Origin of the sequence: Streptomyces sp. NPDC047014, assembly GCF_040644195.1 — a bacterium.
In the GTDB taxonomy this organism is placed as follows: Bacteria; Actinomycetota; Actinomycetes; order Streptomycetales; family Streptomycetaceae; genus Streptomyces.
In genome coordinates this window covers 37,902-61,126 of sequence record NZ_JBEYVX010000032.1, presented here as the reverse complement: position 1 = coordinate 61,126, position 23,225 = coordinate 37,902, and the positions used below count along the sequence as shown (strand labels likewise).

At 70.0% G+C, this 23,225-nt stretch carries 15 protein-coding genes; 4 read left to right on the top strand and 11 right to left on the bottom strand.

All coding sequences use genetic code 11. From position 1 onward, the window contains the following. Window positions 1-112 precede the first annotated feature (112 nt). The 3 genes from ABZ873_RS19205 (at window position 113) to ABZ873_RS19195 (ending at window position 4,598) form a co-directional block, all read left to right on the top strand. The gene (locus ABZ873_RS19205) at window positions 113-1,339 is read left to right on the top strand and encodes an acetyl-CoA C-acyltransferase (RefSeq protein ID WP_360873059.1); all 1,227 of its coding nucleotides are present in this window, start codon (window positions 113-115) and stop codon (window positions 1,337-1,339) included. Further along, window positions 1,336-3,465 carry a 3-hydroxyacyl-CoA dehydrogenase NAD-binding domain-containing protein gene (locus ABZ873_RS19200; protein WP_360873056.1) on the top strand — a complete coding sequence of 710 codons (2,130 nt, stop codon included), beginning with the start codon at window positions 1,336-1,338 and terminating at the stop codon, window positions 3,463-3,465. The genes ABZ873_RS19205 and ABZ873_RS19200 overlap by 4 nt, the downstream gene beginning before the upstream one ends. Window positions 3,466-3,557: 92 nt before the next feature. After that, complete coding sequence (locus tag ABZ873_RS19195) at window positions 3,558-4,598, top strand: LCP family protein (protein WP_360873052.1); 1,041 nt, start codon at window positions 3,558-3,560, stop codon at window positions 4,596-4,598. 97 nt (window positions 4,599-4,695) lie between these two features. Here the strand turns inward: ABZ873_RS19195 and ABZ873_RS19190 are convergent, their stop codons facing one another. From ABZ873_RS19190 to ABZ873_RS19140, 11 genes are all read right to left on the bottom strand, one after another. After that, entirely contained in the window at window positions 4,696-6,192 is a 1,497-nt protein-coding gene (locus tag ABZ873_RS19190) for an amino acid permease (RefSeq protein ID WP_360873050.1), read from the bottom strand. Between the two features lie 122 nt (window positions 6,193-6,314). Beyond that, window positions 6,315-8,231, bottom strand: a complete 1,917-nt coding sequence (gene dxs, locus ABZ873_RS19185; RefSeq protein WP_360873047.1) for a 1-deoxy-D-xylulose-5-phosphate synthase — start codon at window positions 8,229-8,231, stop codon at window positions 6,315-6,317. A gap of 261 nt (window positions 8,232-8,492) precedes the next feature. Further along, window positions 8,493-9,749 (bottom strand): sugar ABC transporter permease, encoded by a 1,257-nt coding sequence (locus ABZ873_RS19180; RefSeq protein ID WP_360873083.1) that lies wholly within the window; start codon window positions 9,747-9,749, stop codon window positions 8,493-8,495. A gap of 35 nt (window positions 9,750-9,784) precedes the next feature. Then, on the bottom strand, window positions 9,785-10,573 hold the full coding sequence (locus ABZ873_RS19175; protein ID WP_360873044.1) for an ATP-binding cassette domain-containing protein: 789 nt from the start codon (window positions 10,571-10,573) through the stop codon (window positions 9,785-9,787). Between the two features lie 161 nt (window positions 10,574-10,734). Beyond that, window positions 10,735-11,850: a substrate-binding domain-containing protein gene (locus ABZ873_RS19170; RefSeq protein ID WP_360873041.1), complete on the bottom strand. Its 1,116-nt coding sequence runs from the start codon at window positions 11,848-11,850 to the stop codon at window positions 10,735-10,737. Between the two features lie 117 nt (window positions 11,851-11,967). After that, the gene (locus ABZ873_RS19165) at window positions 11,968-13,182 is read right to left on the bottom strand and encodes an ROK family transcriptional regulator (protein WP_360873038.1); all 1,215 of its coding nucleotides are present in this window, start codon (window positions 13,180-13,182) and stop codon (window positions 11,968-11,970) included. 216 nt (window positions 13,183-13,398) lie between these two features. Then, the gene (locus ABZ873_RS19160) at window positions 13,399-14,325 is read right to left on the bottom strand and encodes a carbohydrate ABC transporter permease (RefSeq protein WP_360873035.1); all 927 of its coding nucleotides are present in this window, start codon (window positions 14,323-14,325) and stop codon (window positions 13,399-13,401) included. A 13-nt stretch (window positions 14,326-14,338) separates the two neighbouring features. Then, a complete protein-coding gene (locus tag ABZ873_RS19155; protein ID WP_360873032.1) occupies window positions 14,339-15,283 on the bottom strand; it encodes a sugar ABC transporter permease in 945 nt (314 codons plus the stop codon). A 43-nt stretch (window positions 15,284-15,326) separates the two neighbouring features. Further along, window positions 15,327-16,757: an N-acetylglucosamine/diacetylchitobiose ABC transporter substrate-binding protein gene (gene ngcE / locus ABZ873_RS19150; protein WP_360873029.1), complete on the bottom strand. Its 1,431-nt coding sequence runs from the start codon at window positions 16,755-16,757 to the stop codon at window positions 15,327-15,329. A gap of 317 nt (window positions 16,758-17,074) precedes the next feature. Beyond that, window positions 17,075-19,789: an aconitate hydratase AcnA gene (gene acnA / locus ABZ873_RS19145; RefSeq protein WP_360873026.1), complete on the bottom strand. Its 2,715-nt coding sequence runs from the start codon at window positions 19,787-19,789 to the stop codon at window positions 17,075-17,077. A 155-nt stretch (window positions 19,790-19,944) separates the two neighbouring features. After that, on the bottom strand, window positions 19,945-21,129 hold the full coding sequence (locus ABZ873_RS19140) for a LacI family DNA-binding transcriptional regulator (RefSeq protein WP_360873023.1): 1,185 nt from the start codon (window positions 21,127-21,129) through the stop codon (window positions 19,945-19,947). Window positions 21,130-21,221: 92 nt separating this feature from the next. On the opposite strand from ABZ873_RS19140, the gene ABZ873_RS19135 reads away from it, so the two are divergent. Beyond that, on the top strand, window positions 21,222-23,186 hold the full coding sequence (locus ABZ873_RS19135) for an amidohydrolase (protein ID WP_360873020.1): 1,965 nt from the start codon (window positions 21,222-21,224) through the stop codon (window positions 23,184-23,186). Window positions 23,187-23,225: the final 39 nt, after the last annotated feature.

The window sequence follows — 23,225 nt, the reverse complement described above, 5'->3', positions numbered from 1 at the left end:
GTGTGCACTTCGGTTACCCGCAAGTAGCATGGCCGGGTGAGCGGGCGCTCAGCAACGCATGCCGAGCCGCCCCCGCGCAGCAGTGCCATCCCGCACCTGGAGGAGAGCCAACGTGCCTCGTACCGTCAGGGACGTCGTCTTCGTCGACGGCGTCCGCACCCCGTTCGGCAAGGCGGGCCCGAAGGGCATCTACCACGAGACCCGCGCCGACGACCTCGTCGTGAAGGCGATCCGGGAGCTGCTGCGCCGCAACCCGGACCTGGACCCCAAGAAGATCGACGAGGTCGCCATCGCCGCGACCACGCAGATCGGCGACCAGGGCCTGACGCTGGGCCGCACGGCCGGCATCCTCGCGGGCCTCCCGCAGTCCGTCCCGGGCTACTCCATCGACCGCATGTGCGCCGGCGCGCTGACCGCCGTGACCGCCGTCGCGGGCGGTGTGGCCTTCGGTGCCTACGACGTCGCCCTCGCCGGCGGTGTCGAGCACATGGGCCGCCACCCCATGGGCGAGGGCGTGGACCCGAACCCGCGCTTCGTCTCCGAGAAGCTGGTCGACGAGTCCGCCCTGTTCATGGGCATGACCGCCGAGAACCTGCACGACCGGTACCCGACGATCACCAAGCTCCGCGCCGACGAGTACGCCGTGCGCTCGCAGGAGAAGGCCGCCAAGGCGTACGCCGACGGCAAGATCCAGCAGGACCTGGTCCCGATCTCGGTGCGCAACACCAACGAGGCGGCCGGTGAGACCGGCTGGGGCCTGGTCACCGCCGACGAGCCGATGCGCCCGGGCACCACCCTGGAGAACCTGGCCGGCCTGAAGACCCCGTTCCGCGTCCACGGCAACGTGACCGCGGGCAACGCCGCCGGTCTCAACGACGGTGCCACCGCCGCGATCATCGCCTCGGAGGACTTCGCCCGGGAGAACAACCTCCCGGTCAAGATGCGCCTGGTCTCGTACTCCTTCGCCGGTGTCGAGCCCGAGGTCATGGGCTACGGCCCGATCCCGGCCACCGAGAAGGCCCTGGCCCAGGCCGGCCTGACGATCGAGGACATCGGCCTCTTCGAGGTCAACGAGGCGTTCGCGGTCCAGGTCCTCGCCTTCCTGGAGCACTACGGCATCGCCGACGACGACGCCCGCGTCAACCAGTACGGCGGCGCCATCGCCTTCGGCCACCCGCTGGCCTCCTCCGGCGTCCGCCTGATGACGCAGCTGGCCCGCCAGTTCGAGGAGCAGCCGCACGTCCGCTACGGCCTGACCACCATGTGTGTCGGCTTCGGCATGGGCGCCACCGTCATCTGGGAGAACCCGCACTTCGACGCCGAGGGAGACTCCAAGTGAGCACCACCGCTGAGCTCCTGAAGGGCGCGGCCGAGCTGTTCCCGGACGAGGTCGTCACGTCCGCGCACGTCCGCCACCTGGACCTGCCGTTCGGCGCCGGGCGCTTCGCGCTCATCACGCTGGACAACGGCTTCGACCACACCAAGCCGACCACCTTCGGCCCGCAGTCCCTCGCCAACCTGAACGCGGCGATCGACCAGGTCGAGCAGGAGGCCACCGCCGGCACCATCGTCGGCGCGGGCATCACCGGCAAGCCGTTCATCTTCGCGGTCGGCGCCGACCTCAAGGGCGTCGAGCTGCTGAAGAACCACGACGAGGCGCTGGCCATCGGCAAGGGCGGCCACGACGTCTTCAAGCGCCTGTCCGCGCTGGCCGTCCCCACCTTCGCCTACTACAACGGCGCGGCGATGGGCGGCGGTGTCGAGGTCGGTCTGCACTGCACCTACCGCACGGTCTCCAAGGCCATCCCGGCCTTCTCGCTGCCCGAGGTCTTCCTCGGCCTGGTCCCCGGCTGGGGCGGCTGCGCCCTCCTGCCGAACCTGATCGGCGCGGAGCGCGCGGTCTCGGTCATCATCGAGAACTCGCTGAACCAGAACCGCCAGCTCAAGGGCAAGCAGGTCTTCGAGCTCGGCATCGCCGACGCGCTCTTCGAGGGTGCGGACTTCCTGGAGCAGTCGCTCCTGTGGACCGCGAACGTCCTGGGCGGCACCACCGAGGTCGTCCGCGCGGAGATCGACCGCGGTGACGCCTGGGACGCGGCCGTCGCCAAGGGCCGTGCCGTCGCGGACTCCAAGGTGCACGGCGCCGCCCCGGCCGCCTACCGCGCGCTGGACATCATCGCCGCGGCCAAGGACGGCGACCTCCAGGCCGGTTTCGACGCCGAGGACCAGGCCCTGGCCGACCTCATCATGGGCGGCGAACTGCGCTCGGGCATCTACGCCTTCAACCTGGTGCAGAAGCGCGCCAAGCGCCCGGCCGGCGCCCCGGACAAGTCCCTGGCCCGTCCGGTCACCAAGGTCGGCGTGGTCGGCGCGGGCCTGATGGCCTCGCAGCTGGCGCTGCTCTTCCTGCGCCGCCTGGAGGTGCCGGTGGTCCTCACCGACATCGACCAGGAGCGCGTGGACAAGGGTGTGGGCTACGTCCACGCCGAGATCCAGAAGCTGCTCGGCAAGGGCCGCATCAACCAGGACAAGGCCAACCGCCTGACCGCCCTGGTGACCGGTGTCCTGGACAAGGCCGAGGGCTTCGCGGACGCGGACTTCATCATCGAGGCCGTGTTCGAGGAGATGTCCGTCAAGCAGAAGGTGTTCGCGGAGGTCGAGGCGGTCGCCCCGGCGCACGCGATCCTCGCCACCAACACCTCCTCGCTGTCGGTGTCGGAGATGGCCTCCAAGCTCCAGCACCCGGAGCGCGTGGTCGGCTTCCACTTCTTCAACCCGGTCGCGATCCTCCCGCTGCTGGAGATCGTCCGCGGTGAGCAGACCGACGACGCCTCGCTGGCCACGGCCTTCGGTGTCGCCAGGAAGCTGAAGAAGACCGCGGTCCTCACCAAGGACGCCCCGGCGTTCGTCGTGAACCGCATCCTGACCCGCTTCATGGGCGAGATCCAGAACGTCATCGACGAGGGCACCCCGGTCGCCACGGCGGAGAAGGCCATCGAGCCGCTCGGCCTGCCGATGTCCCCGCTGGTGCTGCTGGAGCTCGTGGGCCCGGCGATCGGCCTGCACGTCTCCGAGACCCTGAACCGCTCCTTCCCGGAGCGCTTCACCGTCTCGCCGAACCTCAAGCGCGTGGTCGAGGCCGGCAAGCGCGGCTTCTACGTCTACGATTCCGGCACGCCGGAGCTGGACCCCGAGGTCGCCGCGCTGCTCCAGCAGGGCGACTCCGTCCTGACCGAGGAGCAGGTCCGCGACCGCGTCCTGGACGCGGTGGCGCAGGAGATCGGCCTGATGCTGGAGGAGGGTGTCGTGGCCGAGGCCCAGGACATCGACCTCTGCCTCATCACCGGTGCCGGCTGGCCCTTCCACCTGGGCGGCATCACGCCGTACCTGGACCGTGAGGGCGTCTCGGAGCGGGTGAACGGCAAGCGCTTCCTCGCCCCCGGTACCGCGAGCGTCCCGGCCTAGTCCGGGTCGCGGACGGCTGTCCGACGGCCGGGCCCGCCTCCCCCTGGGGGGCGGGCTCCGGCCATTCGAATACCTGTCTAAGATTCACCCCCATGACGGAAACGCACGCGCGGCCCCGACGCCGCCGACGCCGCATTCTGCGGATCACCCTGCTGCTGGTCGCCGTGCTGATCCTGGGCGCCGCCGGGGCGGGCTGGTGGACGTACAGCCACCTCAACGGCAACATCGACAGCGTCGACCTGGACCAGGCGATCGGTGACAACCGGCCGCAGAAGGTGGTCGCGAACGCGCAGAACGTGCTGGTGCTCGGCTCCGACTCACGGGCCGGTGCCAACGGCGACCTCGACCACGGCGCCGTCAGCGGCGCCCGCTCGGACACCGCCATGCTGGTGCACATACCCGAGGGCCGGGCCAAGGCCACCGCGGTGAGCATCCCCCGCGACACCCTGATCACCCGGCCCGAGTGCAAGGACCGGGACGGCAAGAGCGTGCCGTCCGCGAAGCGGGTCATGTTCAACTCCGTCTACTCGCTGGCCGGTCCCGCCTGCGTGGTGAACACCGTCGAGCAGATGTCCGGGGTCCGCGTGGACCACTTCGTCGAGGTGGACTTCGCGGGCTTCAAGGGCCTGGTGGACGCTCTCGGCGGGGTCACCGTCACCCTGGACAAGCCGATGAGCGGCGCCAAGGGCGGTCTCAAGCTCGACGCGGGCACCCACCGCCTGGACGGCACCGACTCGCTCAAGTTCGTCCGTACCCGCTACGGCTACGGCGACGGCAGCGACCTCGGACGCATCGGTCTCCAGCAGCAGTTCATGCTGGCGATGCTCTCCGAGATCAAGAAGCAGGACGCCCTGGGCAACCCGGCGCGGCTCTACAAGCTCGCGGACGCCGGTACCAAGTCCCTGACCACCGACTCCCAGCTCGGCTCGCTGACGGCGCTGGCGGACTTCGCGCAGAGCATGAAGGGCGTGAACCCGGAGACGATGGAGACGATCATGCTGCCGGTGGCCTACGACAAGGTCGACCCCAACCGCGTGATCGTGGCCGAGCCGCAGGCCGGGCAGCTGTGGGACGCCATCCGCAAGGACCAGCCGGTCCCCGCCTCGGCGAAGAACTCGCCCGCGAAGGGCTGAGCGCGCGCCGCCGCCGGCGCGAGGACGCGAGGAGGGCCGTACGGGTGATCCCGTACGGCCCTCCTCGCGTCGTGGGCCCGGTGAGCGGTGCCGCCCGTCAGAACCTGGCGTCCTGGCCGGCCCTGCCGAGCCGGCTGTGGCTGCGGCCGTAGAGGAAGTAGACGACCACGCCGATGACCATCCAGACGCCGAAGCGCAGCCAGGTCTCGGTCGGCAGGTTGAGCATCAGCCAGAACGAGGCCGCGATCGACAGGATCGGGACGAAGGGCACCCAGGGGGTGCGGAAGGACCGGTGCAGGTCGGGACGGGTCCGGCGGAGGATGATCACGCCGAGCGCGACCACCACGAAGGCGAACAGCGTGCCGATGTTCACCAGTTCCGCCAGGCTCTCCAGGCTGGTGAAGCCCGCCACGATCGCGATGATGCCGCCGAGCAGCATCGTCGCCCGGTACGGGGTGCGGTACTTGGGGTGCGTCACGGAGAACACCCGCGGCAGCAGTCCGTCGCGGCTCATCGCGAAGAACACGCGGGTCTGGCCGAGCAGCAGGATCATGCACACCGTGATCAGGCCGACGGAGGCGCCCAGGCTGATGGCGCCCGAGAAGAAGGGCTGGTTCACCGATTTGAAGGCTTCGGCGAGCGGCGCCGTCGGGGACATCTCCGTGTACTTCTGCATGCCCGTGACCACCAGGGTCACCGCGACGTAGAGCACGGTGCAGATGAGCAGCGAGCCCAGGATGCCGCGCGGCATGTCCCGTTGCGGGTTCTTGGTCTCCTCGGCGGCGGTGGCGACGACGTCGAAGCCGATGAAGGCGAAGAAGACCAGCGAGGCGGCGGTGAAGATGCCCATCACACCGAAGTTGGTGGGCTCGTAGCCGAACATCACCTGCACCAGCGGCGCGTGCCAGCCGCTGACGCCCTCGGCCTGCGGCTGGGCCGGCGGGATGAACGGCGAGTAGTTGTCGGCCTTGATGAAGAACAGGCCCGCGATGATGACCAGCAGCACGACCGTCACCTTGATGGCGACGACGACCGCGGTGATCCGGGCCGACAGCTTGGTCCCCACGACCAGGATCGCCGTGAGCACCAGGACCAGCAGGAAGGCCAGCAGGTCGAAATGGCCGCCGGCATCGGGCCCGGAGAGGGAGGTCGGCATGGTCCAGCCGAGGTTGGTCTCCATCAGATGGCGTACGTACCCGGACCAGCCGACGGCCACCACCGCCGTGCCGAGCGCGAATTCCAGTACGAGGTCCCAGCCGATGATCCAGGCCGGGAGCTCGCCGATCGAGGCGTAAGAGAACGTGTACGCCGACCCCGCGACCGGGACGGTGGACGCGAACTCGGCGTAGCACAGGGCCGCGAGGGCGCAGACGACGCCCGCCGCCACGAAGGCGAGGGCGGTGGCGGGGCCGGCGTTGTTACGGGCGGCGATGCCCGTGAGGACGAAGATGCCGGTACCGATGATGACGCCCACACCGAAGACCGTCAGGTCCCAGGCGGAGAGCGACTTGCGGAGCGCGTGTTCCGGCTCCTCCGTGTCGCGGATGGACTGCTCCACCGTTTTGGTACGGAACGGGCTGTTCAGATTGCTCACCGACGCCTCCGGGAGGTGACGACGCACGACGGGCCGGGAGGCCCACTCCTCAAGAGTGATCTCCCGGCCCGTGACGTGCAACCGCGCCTCGGTCCCCGGCGGGGGTGCGGCGGGGCGGCGGACTAGTCGACGGCGGTCGCCGGCTCGCTGTCGTAGCGCCCGTCGAGCTTGGCCACCAGGCCGGTGACCTGCCGGGCGATGTCCGGCGCGGTCAGGCCGATCTCGGCCAGGATCTCCTTGCGGAGGGCGTGGTCGAGGAAGCGCTGCGGGATACCGAAATCGCGCAGCGGTACGTCGACCCCCGCGTCCCGCAGGGCCTGCGAGACGGCGGATCCCACGCCTCCGGCGCGGCCGTTGTCCTCGACGGTGACAACCACGCGGTGGCGGTCGGCCAGCGGGGCCAGCGCCTCGTCCACCGGCTTGACCCAGCGCGGGTCGACCACGGTGGTGGAGATGCCCTGCTTGTCGAGGAGGTCGGCGATCTCCAGGCACATCGGGGCGAGTGCGCCGACCGAGACGAGCAGTACGTCCGGACGGGTGACCTCGGGGGCCGGGGCGCGCAGCAGGTCCATGCCGCCGATGCGGCCGACGGCCGGGACGGCCGGGCCGACGACGCCCTTGGAGAAGCGGACCACGGTCGGGGCGTCCTTGACCTCGACGGCCTCGCGGAGCTGGGCGCGCAGCTGCTCGGCGTCGCGCGGTGCGGCCAGGCGCAGGCCGGGGACGACCTGGAGGATGGACATGTCCCACATGCCGTTGTGGGAGGCGCCGTCGTCACCGGTGACGCCGGCCCGGTCCAGGACGAAGGTGACCCCGCACTTGTGCAGGGCGACGTCCATCAGCACCTGGTCGAAGGCACGGTTCAGGAAGGTCGCGTAGACCGCGAAGACGGGGTGCACGCCGCCGGTGGCCAGGCCCGCGGCGGAGGTCGCGCCGTGCTGCTCGGCGATGCCGACGTCGTAGATGCGGTCCGGGAACGCCTCGGCGAACTTGTTGAGGCCGACGGGGTGGAGCATCGCGGCGGTGATGCCGACGACGTCCGGGCGCTCGTGGCCGATCTTGACCATCTCGTCGGCGAAGACCGAGGTCCAGCTGGCGGCGGCGGTCTTGACGGGCAGGCCGGTGTCCGGGTGGATCACGCCGACGGCGTGGAAACGGTCCGCCTCGTGCTCCAGGGCCGGGGTGTAGCCGCGGCCCTTCTGGGTGAGGCAGTGGACGATGACCGGGCCGCTGAACCGCTTGGCGCGCTGGAGGGCGGACTCCAGGGCGTCGAGGTCGTGCCCGTCGATCGGGCCGATGTACTTGAGGCCGAGGTCCTCGAACATGCCCTGCGGGGCGATGAAGTCCTTGAGGCCCTTCTTGGCGCCGTGCAGGGTCTCGAAGAGCGGCTTGCCGACGACCGGGGTGCGCTCCAGGAGCTCCTTGCCGCGGGCGAGGAAGCGCTCGTAGCCGTCCGTGGTGCGCAGGGTGGCCAGGTGGTTGGCGAGGCCGCCGATGGTGGGGCCGTAGGAGCGCTCGTTGTCGTTGACGACGATGACGAGCGGGCGGTCCTTGGCGGCGGCGATGTTGTTCAGCGCCTCCCAGGCCATGCCGCCGGTGAGCGCGCCGTCGCCGATGACGGCGGCGACGTGGTGGTCCTCGCGGCCCAGTACCTCGTTGGCCTTGGCCAGGCCGTCGGCCCAGCCCAGCACGGTGGAGGCGTGCGAGTTCTCGATGACGTCGTGGTCGGACTCGGCGCGCGAGGGGTAGCCGGACAGGCCGCCCTTGGAGCGCAGGTTGCCGAAGTCCTGGCGGCCCGTGAGCAGCTTGTGGACGTACGCCTGGTGGCCGGTGTCGAAGAGGACCTTGTCCTTGGGCGAGTCGAAGACCCGGTGCAGGGCGATGGTCAGTTCGACCACCCCGAGGTTGGGGCCGAGGTGCCCGCCGGTCTTGGAGACGGCGTCGACGAGGAAGGACCTGATCTCGGCGGCGAGCTGTACGAGCTCCTCCTGGCTGAGCCGGTCCAGATCGCGCGGTCCCTTGATGCGGGTCAGCAGCACCCGTGCCTCCTTGCAGTTGCTTGCTGGTCTGTCGAGTCTAATGTTCCGCTCGCGGACGCGGTCATCGGGCCGTCCCGGCGGGGTCACACCTTTGTCATACATGTACGCACGATCATGCGATCACACATCACATACGGGCGTATACCCGTACAGGAGTACCCGTCTCCGCACGCGCGGATGCCCGGCGCCACTCGGGGTGGCGCCGGGCATGTGACCGGTCTTACCGCCGGACACCGCTCCGGCGGGCAGTCGGGCGCGCGGTCAGGCGCGTCCGGCCGTCTTCTGGGTCTTGCGGGTGACCGAGTCGATCACCACGGTGGCCAGCAGGACCGCGCCGGTGATCATGTACTGGATCGGCGTGGCGATGCCCTCCAGGGCCAGACCGTACTGGATCGAGATGATGACCATGACGCCGAGGAGGGCGTTCCAGGTCCGGCCCCGGCCGCCGAAGAGGCTGGTGCCGCCGATGACGGCCGCGGCGATCACGTTCATCAGCAGGTCGCCGGCGCCGGCGCTCTGGTTGGCCGCCGCGATCTTGGAGGCCCAGAAGAGGCCGCCGATGGCCGCGAAGGTGCTGGAGATCGCGAAGACCGTGATCCGGATCCGGGTGACGTTGATGCCCGCGCGGCGGGACGCCTCGACGCTGCCGCCCAGTGCGAAAACGTTTCGCCCGAAGGTCGTGCGGCGCAGCAGGAAGTCCGTGGCGACCAGGGCCAGCAGGAAGATCACGACCGCGAGCGGCAGGCCCTTGTACTGGTTGAACACCACGGCGGGGCCGAAGGTGAACACCGCGAGCAGGCCGGTGCGCAGCAGGATCTCGGCCATCGGCCGGGAGGGCATCCCGGCGGCCTCGCGGCGCCGGGCGTCGAGGAGGACGGCCACGAAGTAGCCGGCCACCGCGAGCGCGGCCAGCCCGTAGGCGACGGCCACGTCCGAGAAGAAGTACGTGGTCAGCTGGCCGACCACGCCGTCGGCGTCGATGTTGATCGTGCCGTTGCTGCCGAGGATCTGCAGCATCGCGCCGAGCCAGAACAGCAGGCCCGACAGGGTGACGGCGAAGGCGGGGGCGCCGACCCGGGCGAAGAAGAAGCCGTGGATGGAGCCGATGAGGGCGCCGCCGACGATCGCCGCGAGGATCGCCAGCCACTCGTTCACGCCGTGGGTGACGGCGAGGACGGCCACGATCGCGCCGGAGACACCGCTGACCGAGCCGACCGAGAGGTCGATCTCGCCGAGCAGCAGCACGAAGATGATGCCGATGGCGATCATGCCCGTGCCGGTCATGGTGATCGCGATGTTGGTCAGGTTCTCCGGGGAGAGGAAGTTCGAGTTCAGCCCCTGGAAGATCGACCAGATCACGATCAGGCCGATGACGACCGGGAGGGAGCCCAGGTCGCCCGCCTTGAGCTTGCGCTTGAACTCGCCCACGTACCCGGCGAGCCCCTCCTCGCGGACCAGCAGGCGGGGGTCCACCGCCGGGATCGCGTCGTGGGCGGCCGCCGGGTTGACCGGGTCGATGTGCTCCTGCTGGTCGGCGGCAGGCTTGTGGGTGCTCACTTGCGGGCCTCCCCGGTGCGGGCCGCCCGGCGGGTCACGGCGTTGTCCGTGGCACCGGTGATGGCGGAGATGATCTCTTCCTGCGAGGTGTCGGCGACGTTGAAGACACCGTTGTTGCGGCCGAGCCGCAGGACCGCCACCTTGTCGGCGACGGCCTTCACATCGGCCATGTTGTGGCTGATGAGGATCACGGCGTGACCGCGCTCGCGCAGGCGCTCCACCAGGTCGAGGACCTGCGCGGTCTGCTCGACGCCGAGGGCGGCGGTGGGCTCGTCGAGGATGACGAGCTTGGGGGCGCCCAGCATGGAGCGGGCGATCGCCACGGTCTGGCGCTGGCCGCCGGACAGCGAGGCGATGGGGATCCGGACACTGGGGATCCGGATGGACAGCGTGGTCAGGAGCTCGCGGGCGCGGCGCTCCATCTCCACCTCGTCGAGGACGCCGAACTTCTTGAGCTCGCGGCCGAGGAACAGGTTGCCGACGACGTCGATGTTGTCGCACAGCGCCAGGTCCTGGTAGACCGTCGCGATGCCCAGGTTCTGGGCGTCGTGGGGCTTGCCGATGGCAACCGGGCGCCCCTCCCACTCGATGACGCCGTCATCGATGGGGTGCACGCCGGCGATCGTCTTGACCAGCGTGGACTTGCCGGCGCCGTTGTCGCCCACCAGGGCGACCACTTCACCGGAGTGGATCTCGAGTTCTACGTCGGTCAGGGCCTGAACGGCGCCGAACCGCTTCGAGACCCCTCGCAACGCCAGCACGGGCGCAGCGGACACATGAACCATCTCCTTCGCCGCCTGACCGGCGGGGATGTCGTGCAAAGAGCAGGAGCGGGGCGAATGGGGGAACGTTTCTGCCCGGCGCCCCGCCCGGTGGCGGGGTGATGAGGGGCGGGACGCCGGTCAGGCACGGGGGGGCACGCCTCCGGGGAGGCGGCGGGGGGCCGTTACTTCAGGCCGAGGGTGGCGCAGGCGGCCGCGTACTTGTCGGTGCAGATCTCGTCGGCCGTGTAGACGCCGTCCTTGACGACGGTGTCCTTGATGTTGTCCTTGGTGAGCGAGACGACCGGGATCAGCACGGACGCCACACCCTTGGTGGTGGGGCTGTCGACGGTGGAGGTGGTCAGACCGTCGAGCTTCTCGCCCTTGGCGAGGGCGACGGCCATCTTCGCGGCGGCCTCGGCCTCGGGGGCGTAGGGCTTGTAGACGCTCATGAACTGCTCGCCCGCGACGATGCGCTGCACACCGGCGAGTTCGGCGTCCTGGCCGGTGACCGGCGGGAGCGGGGTGACACCGGCGGCCTTGAGGGCGGTGATGATGCCGCCGGCCATGCCGTCGTTGGCGGAGTAGACGCCGACGACCTTGTCCTTGCCGAGCGCGGAGAGGGCGGCCGCCATGTTGGTGTTGGCGTTCTCCGGCTTCCACTCGACGGTGTCGTACTCCTTGCCGACGTTCACCTTGCCGTCGAGGACGGAGTGCGCGCCCGACTTGAAGAGCTTGGCGTTCGGGTCGGTGACCGAGCCGTTCATCATGACGATCTGGCCGTCCTTGGCCTTGTCGCCCAGCGCCTCCAGGAGCGCCTTGCCCTGGACCTTGCCGACCTCTTCGTTGTCGAAGGAGGTGTACGCGTCGATCGGGCCCTCGGCCAGGCGGTCGTAGGAGACGACCGGGATGCCCTTGTCCTTGGCCTTCTTGACCGAGCCGGCGATCGCCTTGGAGTCCACCGCGTCGACGATCAGCACGTCCACCTTGTTGGTGATCATCGTGTCGACCTGGGAGTTCTGCGTGGTGGCGTCCTGCTTGGCGTTGGCGTAGACGACCTCGCCCTTGCCGTTCGTGAGCTCCGCGACCTTCTTCTCGATCAGCGGCTTGTCGAACTTCTCGTAGCGCGCGGTCTGGTTCTCCGGAAGGAGCAGGCCGACCTTGATCGCGTCACCCTTGGCGGTGCCGGAGGACTCCTTGGTCGCGTCGCCGGCCTCCTTCGCACTGCCACAGGCGGCGAGGGAAACGGCCATGGCGCCCGCGGCGACGGCTACGGCGGCTCTGCGCATACGCGTGTTCATTACTTGAACCTCCCTGACGAGGCCGCAGCACTGCGGCCGAGGTGGATGTGAGTCAACCCCGGCCGCGTTTTGCCGTCAAGGAGTGAATTCTTAACGAGATGACAACGGTGCCATTCGTTATCTACCTGAAGGCAAGACGGCGGGAGCTCGCACTCCACTTCCATGGTCCGACAAAAGTGTCGAATCGCCCATCTCGCTGAGTACGAGGGCCAGCGCGCCCAGCACCTCGGCACGCCCGCCCAGGGACCCCGTGAGCACGGACAACTGCCGGGCCGCGCTCGGGATCGCGTACCTCCCCACTGATTCACGGATGGGGGCCAGGACGAGTTCACCGGCCTCCGCCAGCGAGCCGCCGAGCACCAGCCGGCTCGGGTTCAGGAGGTTGCACAGGCTGGCCACGCCGCTGCCGATGTGGCGGCCCACGTCCGTGATCACGCGGCGGCAGCCCGGGTCCCCGTCGCGGGCCAGCTCGACCACCCGCTCCATGGTCAGCTCGGGGCCGTGCGTGCCCTGGAGCAGGGGCAGGACGTACCGGGCGGCGGCGAAGGTCTCCAGGCAGCCGCGGTTGCCGCAGCGGCAGACGGGCCCCGACTCGTCCAGCGTGATGTGCCCGATCTCGCCCGCGGTGCCGCCCGGTCCGCGGTAGATCTGGCCGTTGATGACCAGGCCGGCGCCGACGCCGCTGGCCACCTTGATGTAGGCCAGGTCCTTCACCCCCCGGCCGCTCCCCCAGACGAGTTCACCGAGGGCGCCGAGGTTGGCGTCGTTGTCCACGTAGACGGGCACGCCCAGCCGCTGGGAGAGCTCCTGGCGGGGGTTGATGCCCGCCCAGCCCGGCAGGATCGCGGTGGAGCCGAGGGTGCCGGACTCCACGTCGATCGGGCCGGGGACGCCGAGCCCGACGCCGATGACCTTCTCCAGCGCCACCCCCACCTCCGCGACCAGCCGTCCGACCAGGGCTTCCGCCCGGTCGAAGCCGTCCACCCAGGAGGCGTCGACGTCCAGCGGCTCGGCCTCCTCGGCCAGGACCCGGTGGGCGAGGTTGCCGACCGCGACCCGCAGGTGGGTGTGGCCGAAGTCGACCCCGATCACGATGCCCGCGTCACCGCTGAGCGAGACGCTGCGGGCCCGGCGGCCGCCGGCCGAGGTGTCGGTGACCTCGACGGTCCCGCCGTCCTTGAGCTCCCGGACGATGTTGGAGACCGTGGCCGCCGACAGCCCGGTGGTCCGGGCGATCTCCGCCTGGGTCAGCGATCCCGCGAGCCGCACCGCCCGTACGACCCGTTCGAGGTTCGCGCGGTGCAACGAGGACTGCGATCCGGGAGTCTGCACGACTCATCCACTCCTGCCCATAAGCGACGGCCAGCCGTCGCCCCCCGGCCGGGTCACCTCGCGACAGCGCGCTCCGAGACCCCGGCGTCTCTCCAACTTGTGAACCTTAAGTCGAGCCTTTGCGCATCCACACGTCAAGAGGCTGACACGGCACGAACCGGACACATTGTCCGATAGAGGGAGAGAAGCGGCCGCCGGGGCGGCCGGTTGTGGCCGTTACTTGAGGGTGGCCGAGGTCAGACCCGCCTGGATCTGGCGCTGGAAGGAGAGGTAGACCACCAGCATCGGGATCATGGCGATGGTCACGCCGGCGAAGAGCACGGGCAGGTCCGTCTCGTAGCCCTGCTGCTGCTGGAGCTGGATCAGGCCCTGGGTGAGCAGGTAGCGCTCGGGGTCCGATCCGCTCTGCGGCTGCATCAGTACCGAGGGCAGGATGTACTGGTTCCACTGGCCCAGGATGTTGAAGATCCCCACGCTGATCAGGCCGGGCTTGGCCATCGGCACCATCACCTGGAAGAAGATCCGGGTGTCGGAGGCCCCGTCGATCACCGCCGCCTCGTGCACCGCCGTGGGCAGGGTGCGGAAGAAGGAGTGCATGAAGAACACGGTGAACGGCATCGAGTAGGCGACGTACACGAGGATCAGGCCCTGGTACGTGTTCAGCATGTCGAAGCGCTTGACCATGAAGAAGAGCGGGACGAGCGCGAGGAAGACGGGGAACATCGCCCCGCTGACGAAGAAGTAGTAGACGAAGCGGTTGCCGGGGAAGGGGTAGCGGGCCAGGACGTACGCCGCCATGGAGCCGAGCAGCATCGTCAGCGGCACGGAGAACGCCATCACGATGAGGGTGTGGGCGAAGTAGTCCCCGATGCCCTTGTCCCAGGCGCGGCCGAAGGCGTCGAGGTTCCAGTTCGTGGGCCAGCTCAGGGCCGAGCCGCCGATCTGCGCGTCGGTCTTGAAGGAGCCGAGGGCCAGCCAGAGCAGGGGCAGGACGATCAGCACGGCCCAGAGGGCGAGGAAGCCGTGCGAGAAGACGTTGAGGGCCATGCCCTCGGAGCGTCCGCCGCCCTCTCCCCCGGCCGGGCCGGCTCCCCCGGACCGCTCCGCGGCGGCCTCGCCCGGAGCCTTGATCACTGTGGTCATGAGGGTCTCCGGCTCAGAACTCGATGCGCTCGCGGCGGGTGGCGCGCAGCGTGACGACGGAAAGGATCATGGTGAGGACGAGCATGACCACGCCCATGGCGCAGGCGTAGCCGCTCTTGCCGAAGTAGAGGAAGTTGCGCATCAGGACCGTCGCCATGACCTCGCTGTGGTGGTCGGGGCCGCCGCCGAACTGGCCGGAGGTCATGGTGGAGACGAGGACGAACATGTCCATGGCGGCGATGCCCAGGTAGACCGCGGAGGTCTGCACCGAGTCCCAGAGCAGGGGCAGGGTGACCCGCAGGAAGGTCTGCGCGCGGCCCGCGCCGTCCAGGAGGGCGGCCTCGTAGATGTCCTTGGGCACGGACTGCATGGCGGCGGAGAACAGCACAAGGTAGAAGCCGACCCCGTGCCAGACGACCACGAGGAGCAGGCACCACAGGACCAGGTCGGGCTCGTTGAGCCATTCGACGGGATGGAGCCGGTCCACCAGGCCGAGCTTGATCAGGATGCCGTTGAGCAGGCCGCCCTCGTCGGTGCGGTAGACGGCCCCGAAGAGCACGGCGAGGATGGCGAGGGAGAGGACCTGCGGGAAGAAGTAGACGATCTTGTAGAAGCCCGATCCGCGGACGCCCTGCACCCCGCCGGCGCCGCCCCGCCCGCCCGCGTTCACCATGAAGGCGAAGAAGAGGGCGAGCAGGATGGTCACCGCCGGGACGAACACCAGGAGGAGCAGGTTGTTCCACAGCGCGCCGCGGAAGACCTCGTCCTTCATCAGGGCCGTGTAGTTGTCCACCCCGACGAAATCGAACGTCGGCGACTGGCCCGACCAGTTGGTGAAGGAATAGCCGAACGTCTGTACGTACGGCCAGATGACGAAGGTCAGATACAGCGCGAGGGGTGCGAGGAGGAAGCCGGTGATGAAACCGGCCCGTCCCCTGCCCCGGACTACTTGGCTCATGGTGTCCGTCCCTGGTGTGCCCGGTGACCGGTGGCGCGCGAGATCAGCTGCGGCGGTTGTTCTTGGCGTTGGGGTCCTGCGCCGCCTTGTTCACCGCGGCCTGCGCCCGCTTGATCCACTCCTTCGGCTGAATCCGCTTGGCCATCAGTTCATTGGACGCGTCCTGGATCGCCGTGTCCATTTCGCTGTACCAGTCGGTGTAAAGGTAGTTGAAGGTGTTGGTTCCCGCCGCCTTGAGCGCGGTCACCGCGGACTGGGTGCCGGGCCGCAGCTTCACGCCCGGGTCGACGCCGTCCTTGACCACGGTGAGCGAGTTCGCCCGCTGGGCGAAGACCGTGGACCACTCGCGCGAGAGCATCGAACGGATGAACTCCAGACCGGCGGCCTTGTTCGCGGCCTTCTCCGGCACGATGAAGGGCTCGCCGGCCCCCGCCCGGATGGCCTCGAAGGGCAGCTTGCTCCCCGCGAGCAGCGGCATCGGCAGGAACTGCATGTCGAAGTCCTCGGGCGTCTGCTTCAGCTGCTCGTTCTCCAGCCAGGAGCCGGAGGGGATGAAGGCCGCCTTGTACTGGTTCCACGCGGTCTGGGACTCGGTGTGGGTGAGGCCGTTGGTGCCCGGCAGGAGCAGGTCCTTCTCGACCACCTCGTAGACCGCCTCCACGGCGGCGAGGGCGTCCGGACTGCCCTCGAAGGCGTTCGGCTCCAGGTTGTCGATGGCCTTCATGGCCTCCAGACCGCCCTTCTTGGCGATCAGGTCCATGATGACGACGTTGATGTAGTACGGGAACTTCCCCTGGTGGGCCAGGCCCCCGATGCCGGCCTCCTTGGCCTTCGCGCAGACCGCCAGGAACTCGTCCCAGGTCTTGGGCGGGGTCCAGCCCTTCTCCTTGAAGAGCTTGCCGGAGTACCAGAGCCCGTAGACGGTGTAGACGTAGTTGAGCGAGACGAACTTGCCGCCCTGCGTGCCCTGTTCGATGGTGCCGGCGATCAGCGTGTCGCGGACCTTCTTGCCGGGGTCGTCGAGCGAGGGGGCGTCCAGCACCGGGGTGAGGTCGGCGAGCTGGTTGCTCTTGAAGAGGACGTCGAGCTTGATCTTCTGGGCGCCGGAGTTGTCGACCACGTCCGGCGGGTTGCCCGCGTTGAAGCGGGTCTGGAGCTTGCCGGTGATCTCCTGGGTGCCCAGGTGGTCGCTGGTGGTGCCCCACTTCTTGTCGAAGGCGGCCTCCCACGCCTTCGCGTAGTCGTCCCCGAACCCGCCCTTGAAGACGACGACGTCCAGCTTGCCGCCCTTCGCCACTCCGAAGGGGTTCTGCGCACTCGTCGCGGCCTTGGAGGGGCCGTTGGTGGTCTCACCGCCGCCGGAGGCGCAGGCGGACAGGAAACCCATCGACGGCACGGTGATCAGGCCGAGTGCCGCGGAGCGCTTGATCAGATCACGGCGGCCGAGGCCCTCACCGGTGGAAGCCATGCTCATGTCCTCGCCTTCGTCAGAAGTATGAAGGAGGCGGGAAATCACGGCAGTTGCCGCGCACGCGGACGACGCCGCAGTTCCCCGCTGTCCTCCGGTCCCGGGCCGCTCCTGACGGAGCGACCTGAACGCGCACAGGTATAGTCCACTTCCGCTCGACTGAGCAAGATCGTGCACAAGGATGACCGCCAGCTTTTCCGAGTTGAGACCTGTCCGTCATCTGGGGCACCGCCGTGACGAAATGCGGAAGGGCCGTACCCCCGTGACGGGGATACGGCCCTATGGTGCCGATGACGCGGAGCGGGGCTCCGCGAGGCGCGCCCTTAACCCCGGATGAGGTTCCGCAGGACGTACTGCATGATGCCGCCGTTGCGGTAGTAGTCCGCCTCGCCCGGCGTGTCGATGCGGACGACCGCGTCGAACTCCACACCGGAGTCGGTGGTGACCTTGACGGTGCGCGGGGTGGTGCCGTTGTTCAGCTCCTCCACACCGGTGAAGGAGAAGGTCTCCTCGCCGGTGAGGCCCAGGGAGGCGGCGGTGGCGCCCTCCGGGAACTGCAGGGGCAGGACGCCCATGCCGATCAGGTTGGAGCGGTGGATGCGCTCGTAGGACTCGGCGATGACGGCCTTGACGCCGAGCAGCGCGGTGCCCTTGGCGGCCCAGTCGCGGGAGGAGCCGGAGCCGTACTCCTTGCCGGCCAGGATGACCAGCGGGATGCCGGCGGCCTGGTAGTTCTGCGAGGCGTCGTAGATGAAGGAGACCGGGCCGCCCTCGGCCGTGAAGTCGCGGGTGAAGCCGCCCTCGGTGCCCGGCGCGATCTGGTTGCGCAGGCGGATGTTGGCGAAGGTACCGCGGATCATGACCTCGTGGTTGCCGCGGCGGGAACCGTACGAGTTGAAGTCGCGGCGCTCGACGCCGTGCTCGGTGAGGTACTTGCCGGCCGGGGTGTCGGCCTTGATCGCACCGGCCGGGGAGATGTGGTCGGTGGTGACCGAGTCGCCCAGCTTCGCCAGCACGCGGGCGCCGGCGATGTCGGAGACCGGGGTGGTCTCCATGGTCATGCCCTCGAAGTAAGGGGGCTTGCGCACGTAGGTGGACTGCGGGTCCCACTCGAAGGTGTTGCCGGTCGGGATCGGCAGCGCCTGCCACTGGGCGTCGCCCGCGAAGACGTCGCTGTAGGACTTGTTGAACATGTCCTCGCCGATGGCGTTCGCCACGACGTCGTTGACCTCGGCCTCGGAGGGCCAGATGTCGGCCAGGTAGACCGGCTTGCCGTCGGTGTCGGTGCCGAGGACGTCCTTGGTGATGTCCACCTTCATGGAGCCCGCGATGGCGTACGCGACGACCAGCGGCGGGGAGGCCAGGTAGTTCATCTTGACGTCGGGGTTGATGCGGCCCTCGAAGTTGCGGTTGCCCGAGAGCACCGAGGTGACGGCGAGGTCGGCCTCGTTGATCGCCTTCGAGATCTCCTCGTCCAGCGGACCGGAGTTGCCGATGCAGGTGGTGCAGCCGTAGCCGACCAGGTTGAAGCCCAGCTTGTCCAGGTACGGGGTCAGGCCGGCCTTGTCGAAGTAGTCCGTGACGACCTTCGAGCCCGGGGCGAGGGTGGTCTTGACCCACGGCTTGCGGGACAGGCCCTTCTCGGCCGCCTTCTTCGCCACGAGCGCCGCGGCGACCATGACGTAGGGGTTCGAGGTGTTGGTGCAGGAGGTGATCGCGGCGACGGTGACGGCGCCGTGGTCGATCTCGAAGGAGGTGCCGTCGGCCAGGGTCACCAGGGTGGGCTTGGTGGGCACACCGTTGGAGGACGCCGGGGCGTCGGACGCCGGGAAGGACTCCTTGCCGGCCTCCTCGTCGTCGGTGACGTAGTTGCGTACGTCGACGGCGAACTGCTGGGCGGCGTTGGCGAGGACGATGCGGTCCTGCGGGCGCTTCGGGCCGGCGATGGAGGGGACGACCGTGGAGAGGTCGAGCTCCAGCTTCTCGGAGAAGTCCGGCTCGGCGGCCGGGTCCAGCCACAGGCCCTGCTCCTTGGCGTACGCCTCGACGAGCGCGACCTGCTGCTCGGAGCGGCCGGTGAGCTTGAGGTACTTGAGGGTCTCGTCGTCGATCGGGAAGGTCGCGGCGGTGGAGCCGAACTCCGGCGACATGTTGCCGATGGTGGCGCGGTTCGCGAGCGAGGTGGCGGCGACGCCCTCACCGTAGAACTCGACGAACTTGCCGACGACACCGTGCTTGCGCAGCATCTCGGTGATGGTCAGCACCAGGTCGGTGGCGGTGGTGCCGGTGGGCAGCTCGCCGGTCAGCTTGAAGCCGACGACGCGCGGGATCAGCATGGAGACCGGCTGGCCGAGCATCGCGGCCTCGGCCTCGATGCCGCCGACGCCCCAGCCCAGCACGCCCAGGCCGTTGACCATGGTGGTGTGCGAGTCGGTGCCGACGAGGGTGTCGGGGTACGCCTGGCCGCCCCGCACCATGACCGTGCGGGCCAGGTGCTCGATGTTGACCTGGTGGACGATGCCGGTGCCCGGGGGGACGACCTTGAACTCGTCGAAGGCGGTCTGGCCCCAGCGCAGGAACTGGTAGCGCTCCTTGTTGCGGCCGTACTCCAGCTCCACGTTCTGGGCGAACGCGTCGTGGGTGCCGAACTTGTCGGCGATGACGGAGTGGTCGATGACCAGCTCGGCCGGGGCCAGCGGGTTGATCTTCGAGGCGTCGCCGCCGAGGGCCTTGACGGCCTCACGCATGGTGGCGAGGTCGACGACACAGGGCACGCCGGTGAAGTCCTGCATGATCACGCGGGCCGGCGTGAACTGGATCTCCTGGCTGGGCTGGGCCTGGGAGTCCCAGCCGCCGAGCGCCCGGATGTGGTCGGCGGTGATGTTCGCGCCGTCCTCCGTGCGGAGCAGGTTCTCCAGCAGCACCTTCAGGCTGTAGGGCAGGCGGGCGGAGCCCTCGACCTTGTCCAGCCGGAAGATCTCGTACGACTCGTCGCCCACCTGCAGCGTGCTGCGGGCGTCGAAGCTGTTCGCCGACACGACAGTCTCCTTCATGCATGATTTCGCGCGTATTACCGCAATCCTGCCGCCACGCCCCTTGGCCAATCCGCTAAGGTAGGGCTAAGTTAGGTAACCCTTACCAGCGGGGGCGGCTGCGGTACGCCTTCGGCAGATATCTCGATGTCGAGATAACTCTAGTACATGTCCGGGGGGAGGGACGAGGCGCGCACCCGTAGGGCTGCCGCGATCGTGCGCTGCCCGGGCGGTTCCGCATGCCCGGATTCGATCAGGTTGACCAGGACAGACACCGCCGAAGCGGCGATCCGCTCAGGATTAAGGGTGACGGTGGTCACGGCGGGCCGCGCGGCGGCGTAGGCGGGATCCTCGCTGGCGCAGACGAGCAGCAGTCCGTCATGCCCGGAAGCTCCGCTTATGCGCGGGCCGGGTGCAGGGAGCCCGGGTGTACGGAGTCCGGGTGTACGGGGCCCGGGTGTACGGGGCTCCGGTGTGCGCAGTCCCGGTATACGCAGTCCCGGTATACGCAGGCCGTGGCGCGCGGCGGCGGCCAGGACCTGGCGGCCGCCCGGGTCGTAGACGCAGTACACGGCGTCGGGGCGGTCCGGCCCGGCCAGTGCGGCGTCGAAGGCGTGCCCCGCCGTGTCCTCGGGGTCGAAGGGGATCAGCAGGGGCGCCCGGCCGTGCTCCGCGCACCACTGTTCGTAGGCCGAGGTGACGGCCGCGGTGTAGAACTCCCGGCCGTATCCGGCGTGCAGCGCGATCCGCCGGGCCCCGGAGGCGGCGAGGTGGTCGAGCACCTGCCGGGTGGTCGCGGTGTGGTCGTTGTCCACCCACGCATCCCCCGGCCGGGGGTCCGGCGGCCGGCCGTCGAAGACCACCGGCAGACCCCGCGCGCGCAGGGCCCGTAGCACCGGGTCGCCGGCCGGGCTGTCGAGCAGCAGCATCCCGTCCACGGCGAGCGTGTGCCACAGCGGCTCGGCGCCCCGGTCGGCGGGCAGGGTGGTCAGGGCGTAGCCGTGCGCGTGCGCGGCCGAGGTGGCGGCGGTGAGCAGGCGGGAGTAGTAGGCGACGCCGACGAAGTCCCAGGCGTCGCCGGCGTACGTGGTCACCGCGACGCCGAGGCTGCGGGTGCGCGGGCCGCGGTGGGTCCCGTAGCCGAGGGCGCCCGCGACCTCGCGGACGCGGCGGCGGGTGGACTCGCCGAGGCGGCCGGTGCCGTTGAGGGCGTGGGAGACCGTCGCGGTGGAGACCTCGGCGGCGCGGGCGATGTCGGCGAGGGTGGGGGCGGTTCCCGCGGCGGGGGCGGGTCCCGGGGTGGGGCGGCCGGGGCCCGGGGCGGGTGCGGGCGGGGGTGCGGGCACGCGGCCATCGTACGGATTTCGTCGGCGGGGGCGGCTTCTGGTTAAGCGGTTAATCAAACAGTGTCCTGGCCACACCAACCTTTGGAGTGGGCATGACGTCTTCTTCACACCCTTCCCGCGATTTCTCGCGCGATCTGTCCCGCGATCTGTCCCGCGGCCTGGCCCGCCCTCTGTCCCGCCGGAGCCTCCTGGCGGCTGCCGGGGCCGCCGGGGCCACCGGGGCGGCCGGCCTGCTGGGGGCCGCACCGGCTTCGGCCACCCCCTCCACCGGGCGCGGTTCGGCGGCCCTGGTCGTGCACAGCGCCTCCGTGTTCACCGGTACGGGCGGCCGGGCGCCGGTGGAGGCGGTCGCGGTGGGCCGCGACGGGAAGATCCTGGCCACCGGCAGCAACGCGGCGCTGCGCCGGCACGTGGGCCGGGACACCGAGGTGGTCGACGCCCGGGGCAACACGGTGATGAGCGGCATCCACGACGGCCATGTCCACCCGCTCGGCGCCGGCGAGCGCTCGCTGTCCCCCTCGCTGGAGGGCGCCGAGACCACCCCGGAGCAGCTGCGCGAGATCCTGGCGGGCTTCCTCGCCGAGACGGGCGGCGCGGGCGCGGAGCCCGACCGCTGGCTGGTGGTGGAGGACTGGAACCCGGTCGGGCTGCTCCCCGTCGGCACCCTGCCGCACCACGCCGTCCTGGACGCCCTGCCGACCCGGCGGCCGATCGCCCTGATCGGCGGCGACGGCCACAACCTCTGGGCGAACCGGCGGGCCCTGGACATCGCCGGGATCACGGCCGCCACGCCCGACCCGGTCGGCGGCAAGGTGGTCAAGGGCGCGGACGGGCAGCCGACGGGCGTGCTCAAGGACGACGCCCAGGCCCTGGTGCGGCGGCACATCCCGGCGCCCACCCGGGCGGAGCTGGTCGCGGCCTGCGCGAAGGTGCTGGACCTGGCGGCCGCCTCCGGGGTCACCACCATGATGGACGCGCTGGTGGGACGGCACGAACTGGAGCTGTACCAGGCCCTCTCGGCGGCCGGGAAGCTGCCGCAGCGGATCGTGCCGGCCATCCGGCTGGAGGCGGAGCAGACCAGGGACCCGGCGGGCGCGCTGGCGTACGCGCGGGGGCTGCGGCGGGAGTTCGAGGGGGTGCGGGGGCTCCGCTTCGGGATGGTCAAGGTCTTCCTGGACGGGGTCATCGAGTACCCGGCGCAGACGGCCGCACTGCTCAGGCCGTACCTGGACGGGCAGGGCCGGCCGACCGGCAACCGGGGCGAGCTGTACACCTCGGCGGCGGACTACGGCCGGCTCACCGCCGCCTTCAACCGGGCGGGCTGGCAGATGCACGCCCACGGGCTGGGCGACCGCGCGGTCCGCACCGCCCTGGACGGGTACGCGTACGCCGTCCGGGCGACGGGCCGGCGCGACGCCCGCAACGCGATTGCGCACCTGCAACTCGTGGACCCGGCGGACCTGCGGCGGTTCGCCCAACTGGGTGTCGCGGCGTGCATGCAGCTCCAGTGGGCGGCGCAGGACACCTGGACGATGGAGGCGCTGCTCCCGTACATCGGCCCGGAGCGGCACCGGTGGATGTATCCGGCACGGAGTCTGGAGAAGGCGGGGGCGCGGCTGTCGGGCGGCTCCGACTGGCCGGTGGACGCCCTCCAGGTGTGGAACCAGCTGCGGACGGCGATCGACCGGCAGGGCGCCTCCGGGACGGGGCCGCTCCACCGCGAACTGGAGGCGCTGGGCCGGGACACGGTGCTGCGGATGCATACCTCGGGCACGGCGTGGCAGCTGCGGCAGGAGGGACTGACGGGCACGGTGGAACCGGGCCGGGCGGCGGACCTGGTGCTGCTCGACCGCGACGTACGGCGCTGCCCGGTGGCCGACATCAGCGGGACGGGGGTCCGGCTGACCCTGGTCGGCGGGCGTGCCGTGCACGACGCGGACTCCGCCTCGGGGAAGGCGGCTTCGGCCCGGCTGGCCGCCACGGCGGCGACCCCGCCGCGCCCGGCTTCGTACGCGGGGGTGCACGGAGGGGGCCGCCACGGGGCCTGCGGGCACTGAGGGCGGGGCTTCGGCGGGGCGGGTGGTGGGTGACGGGGC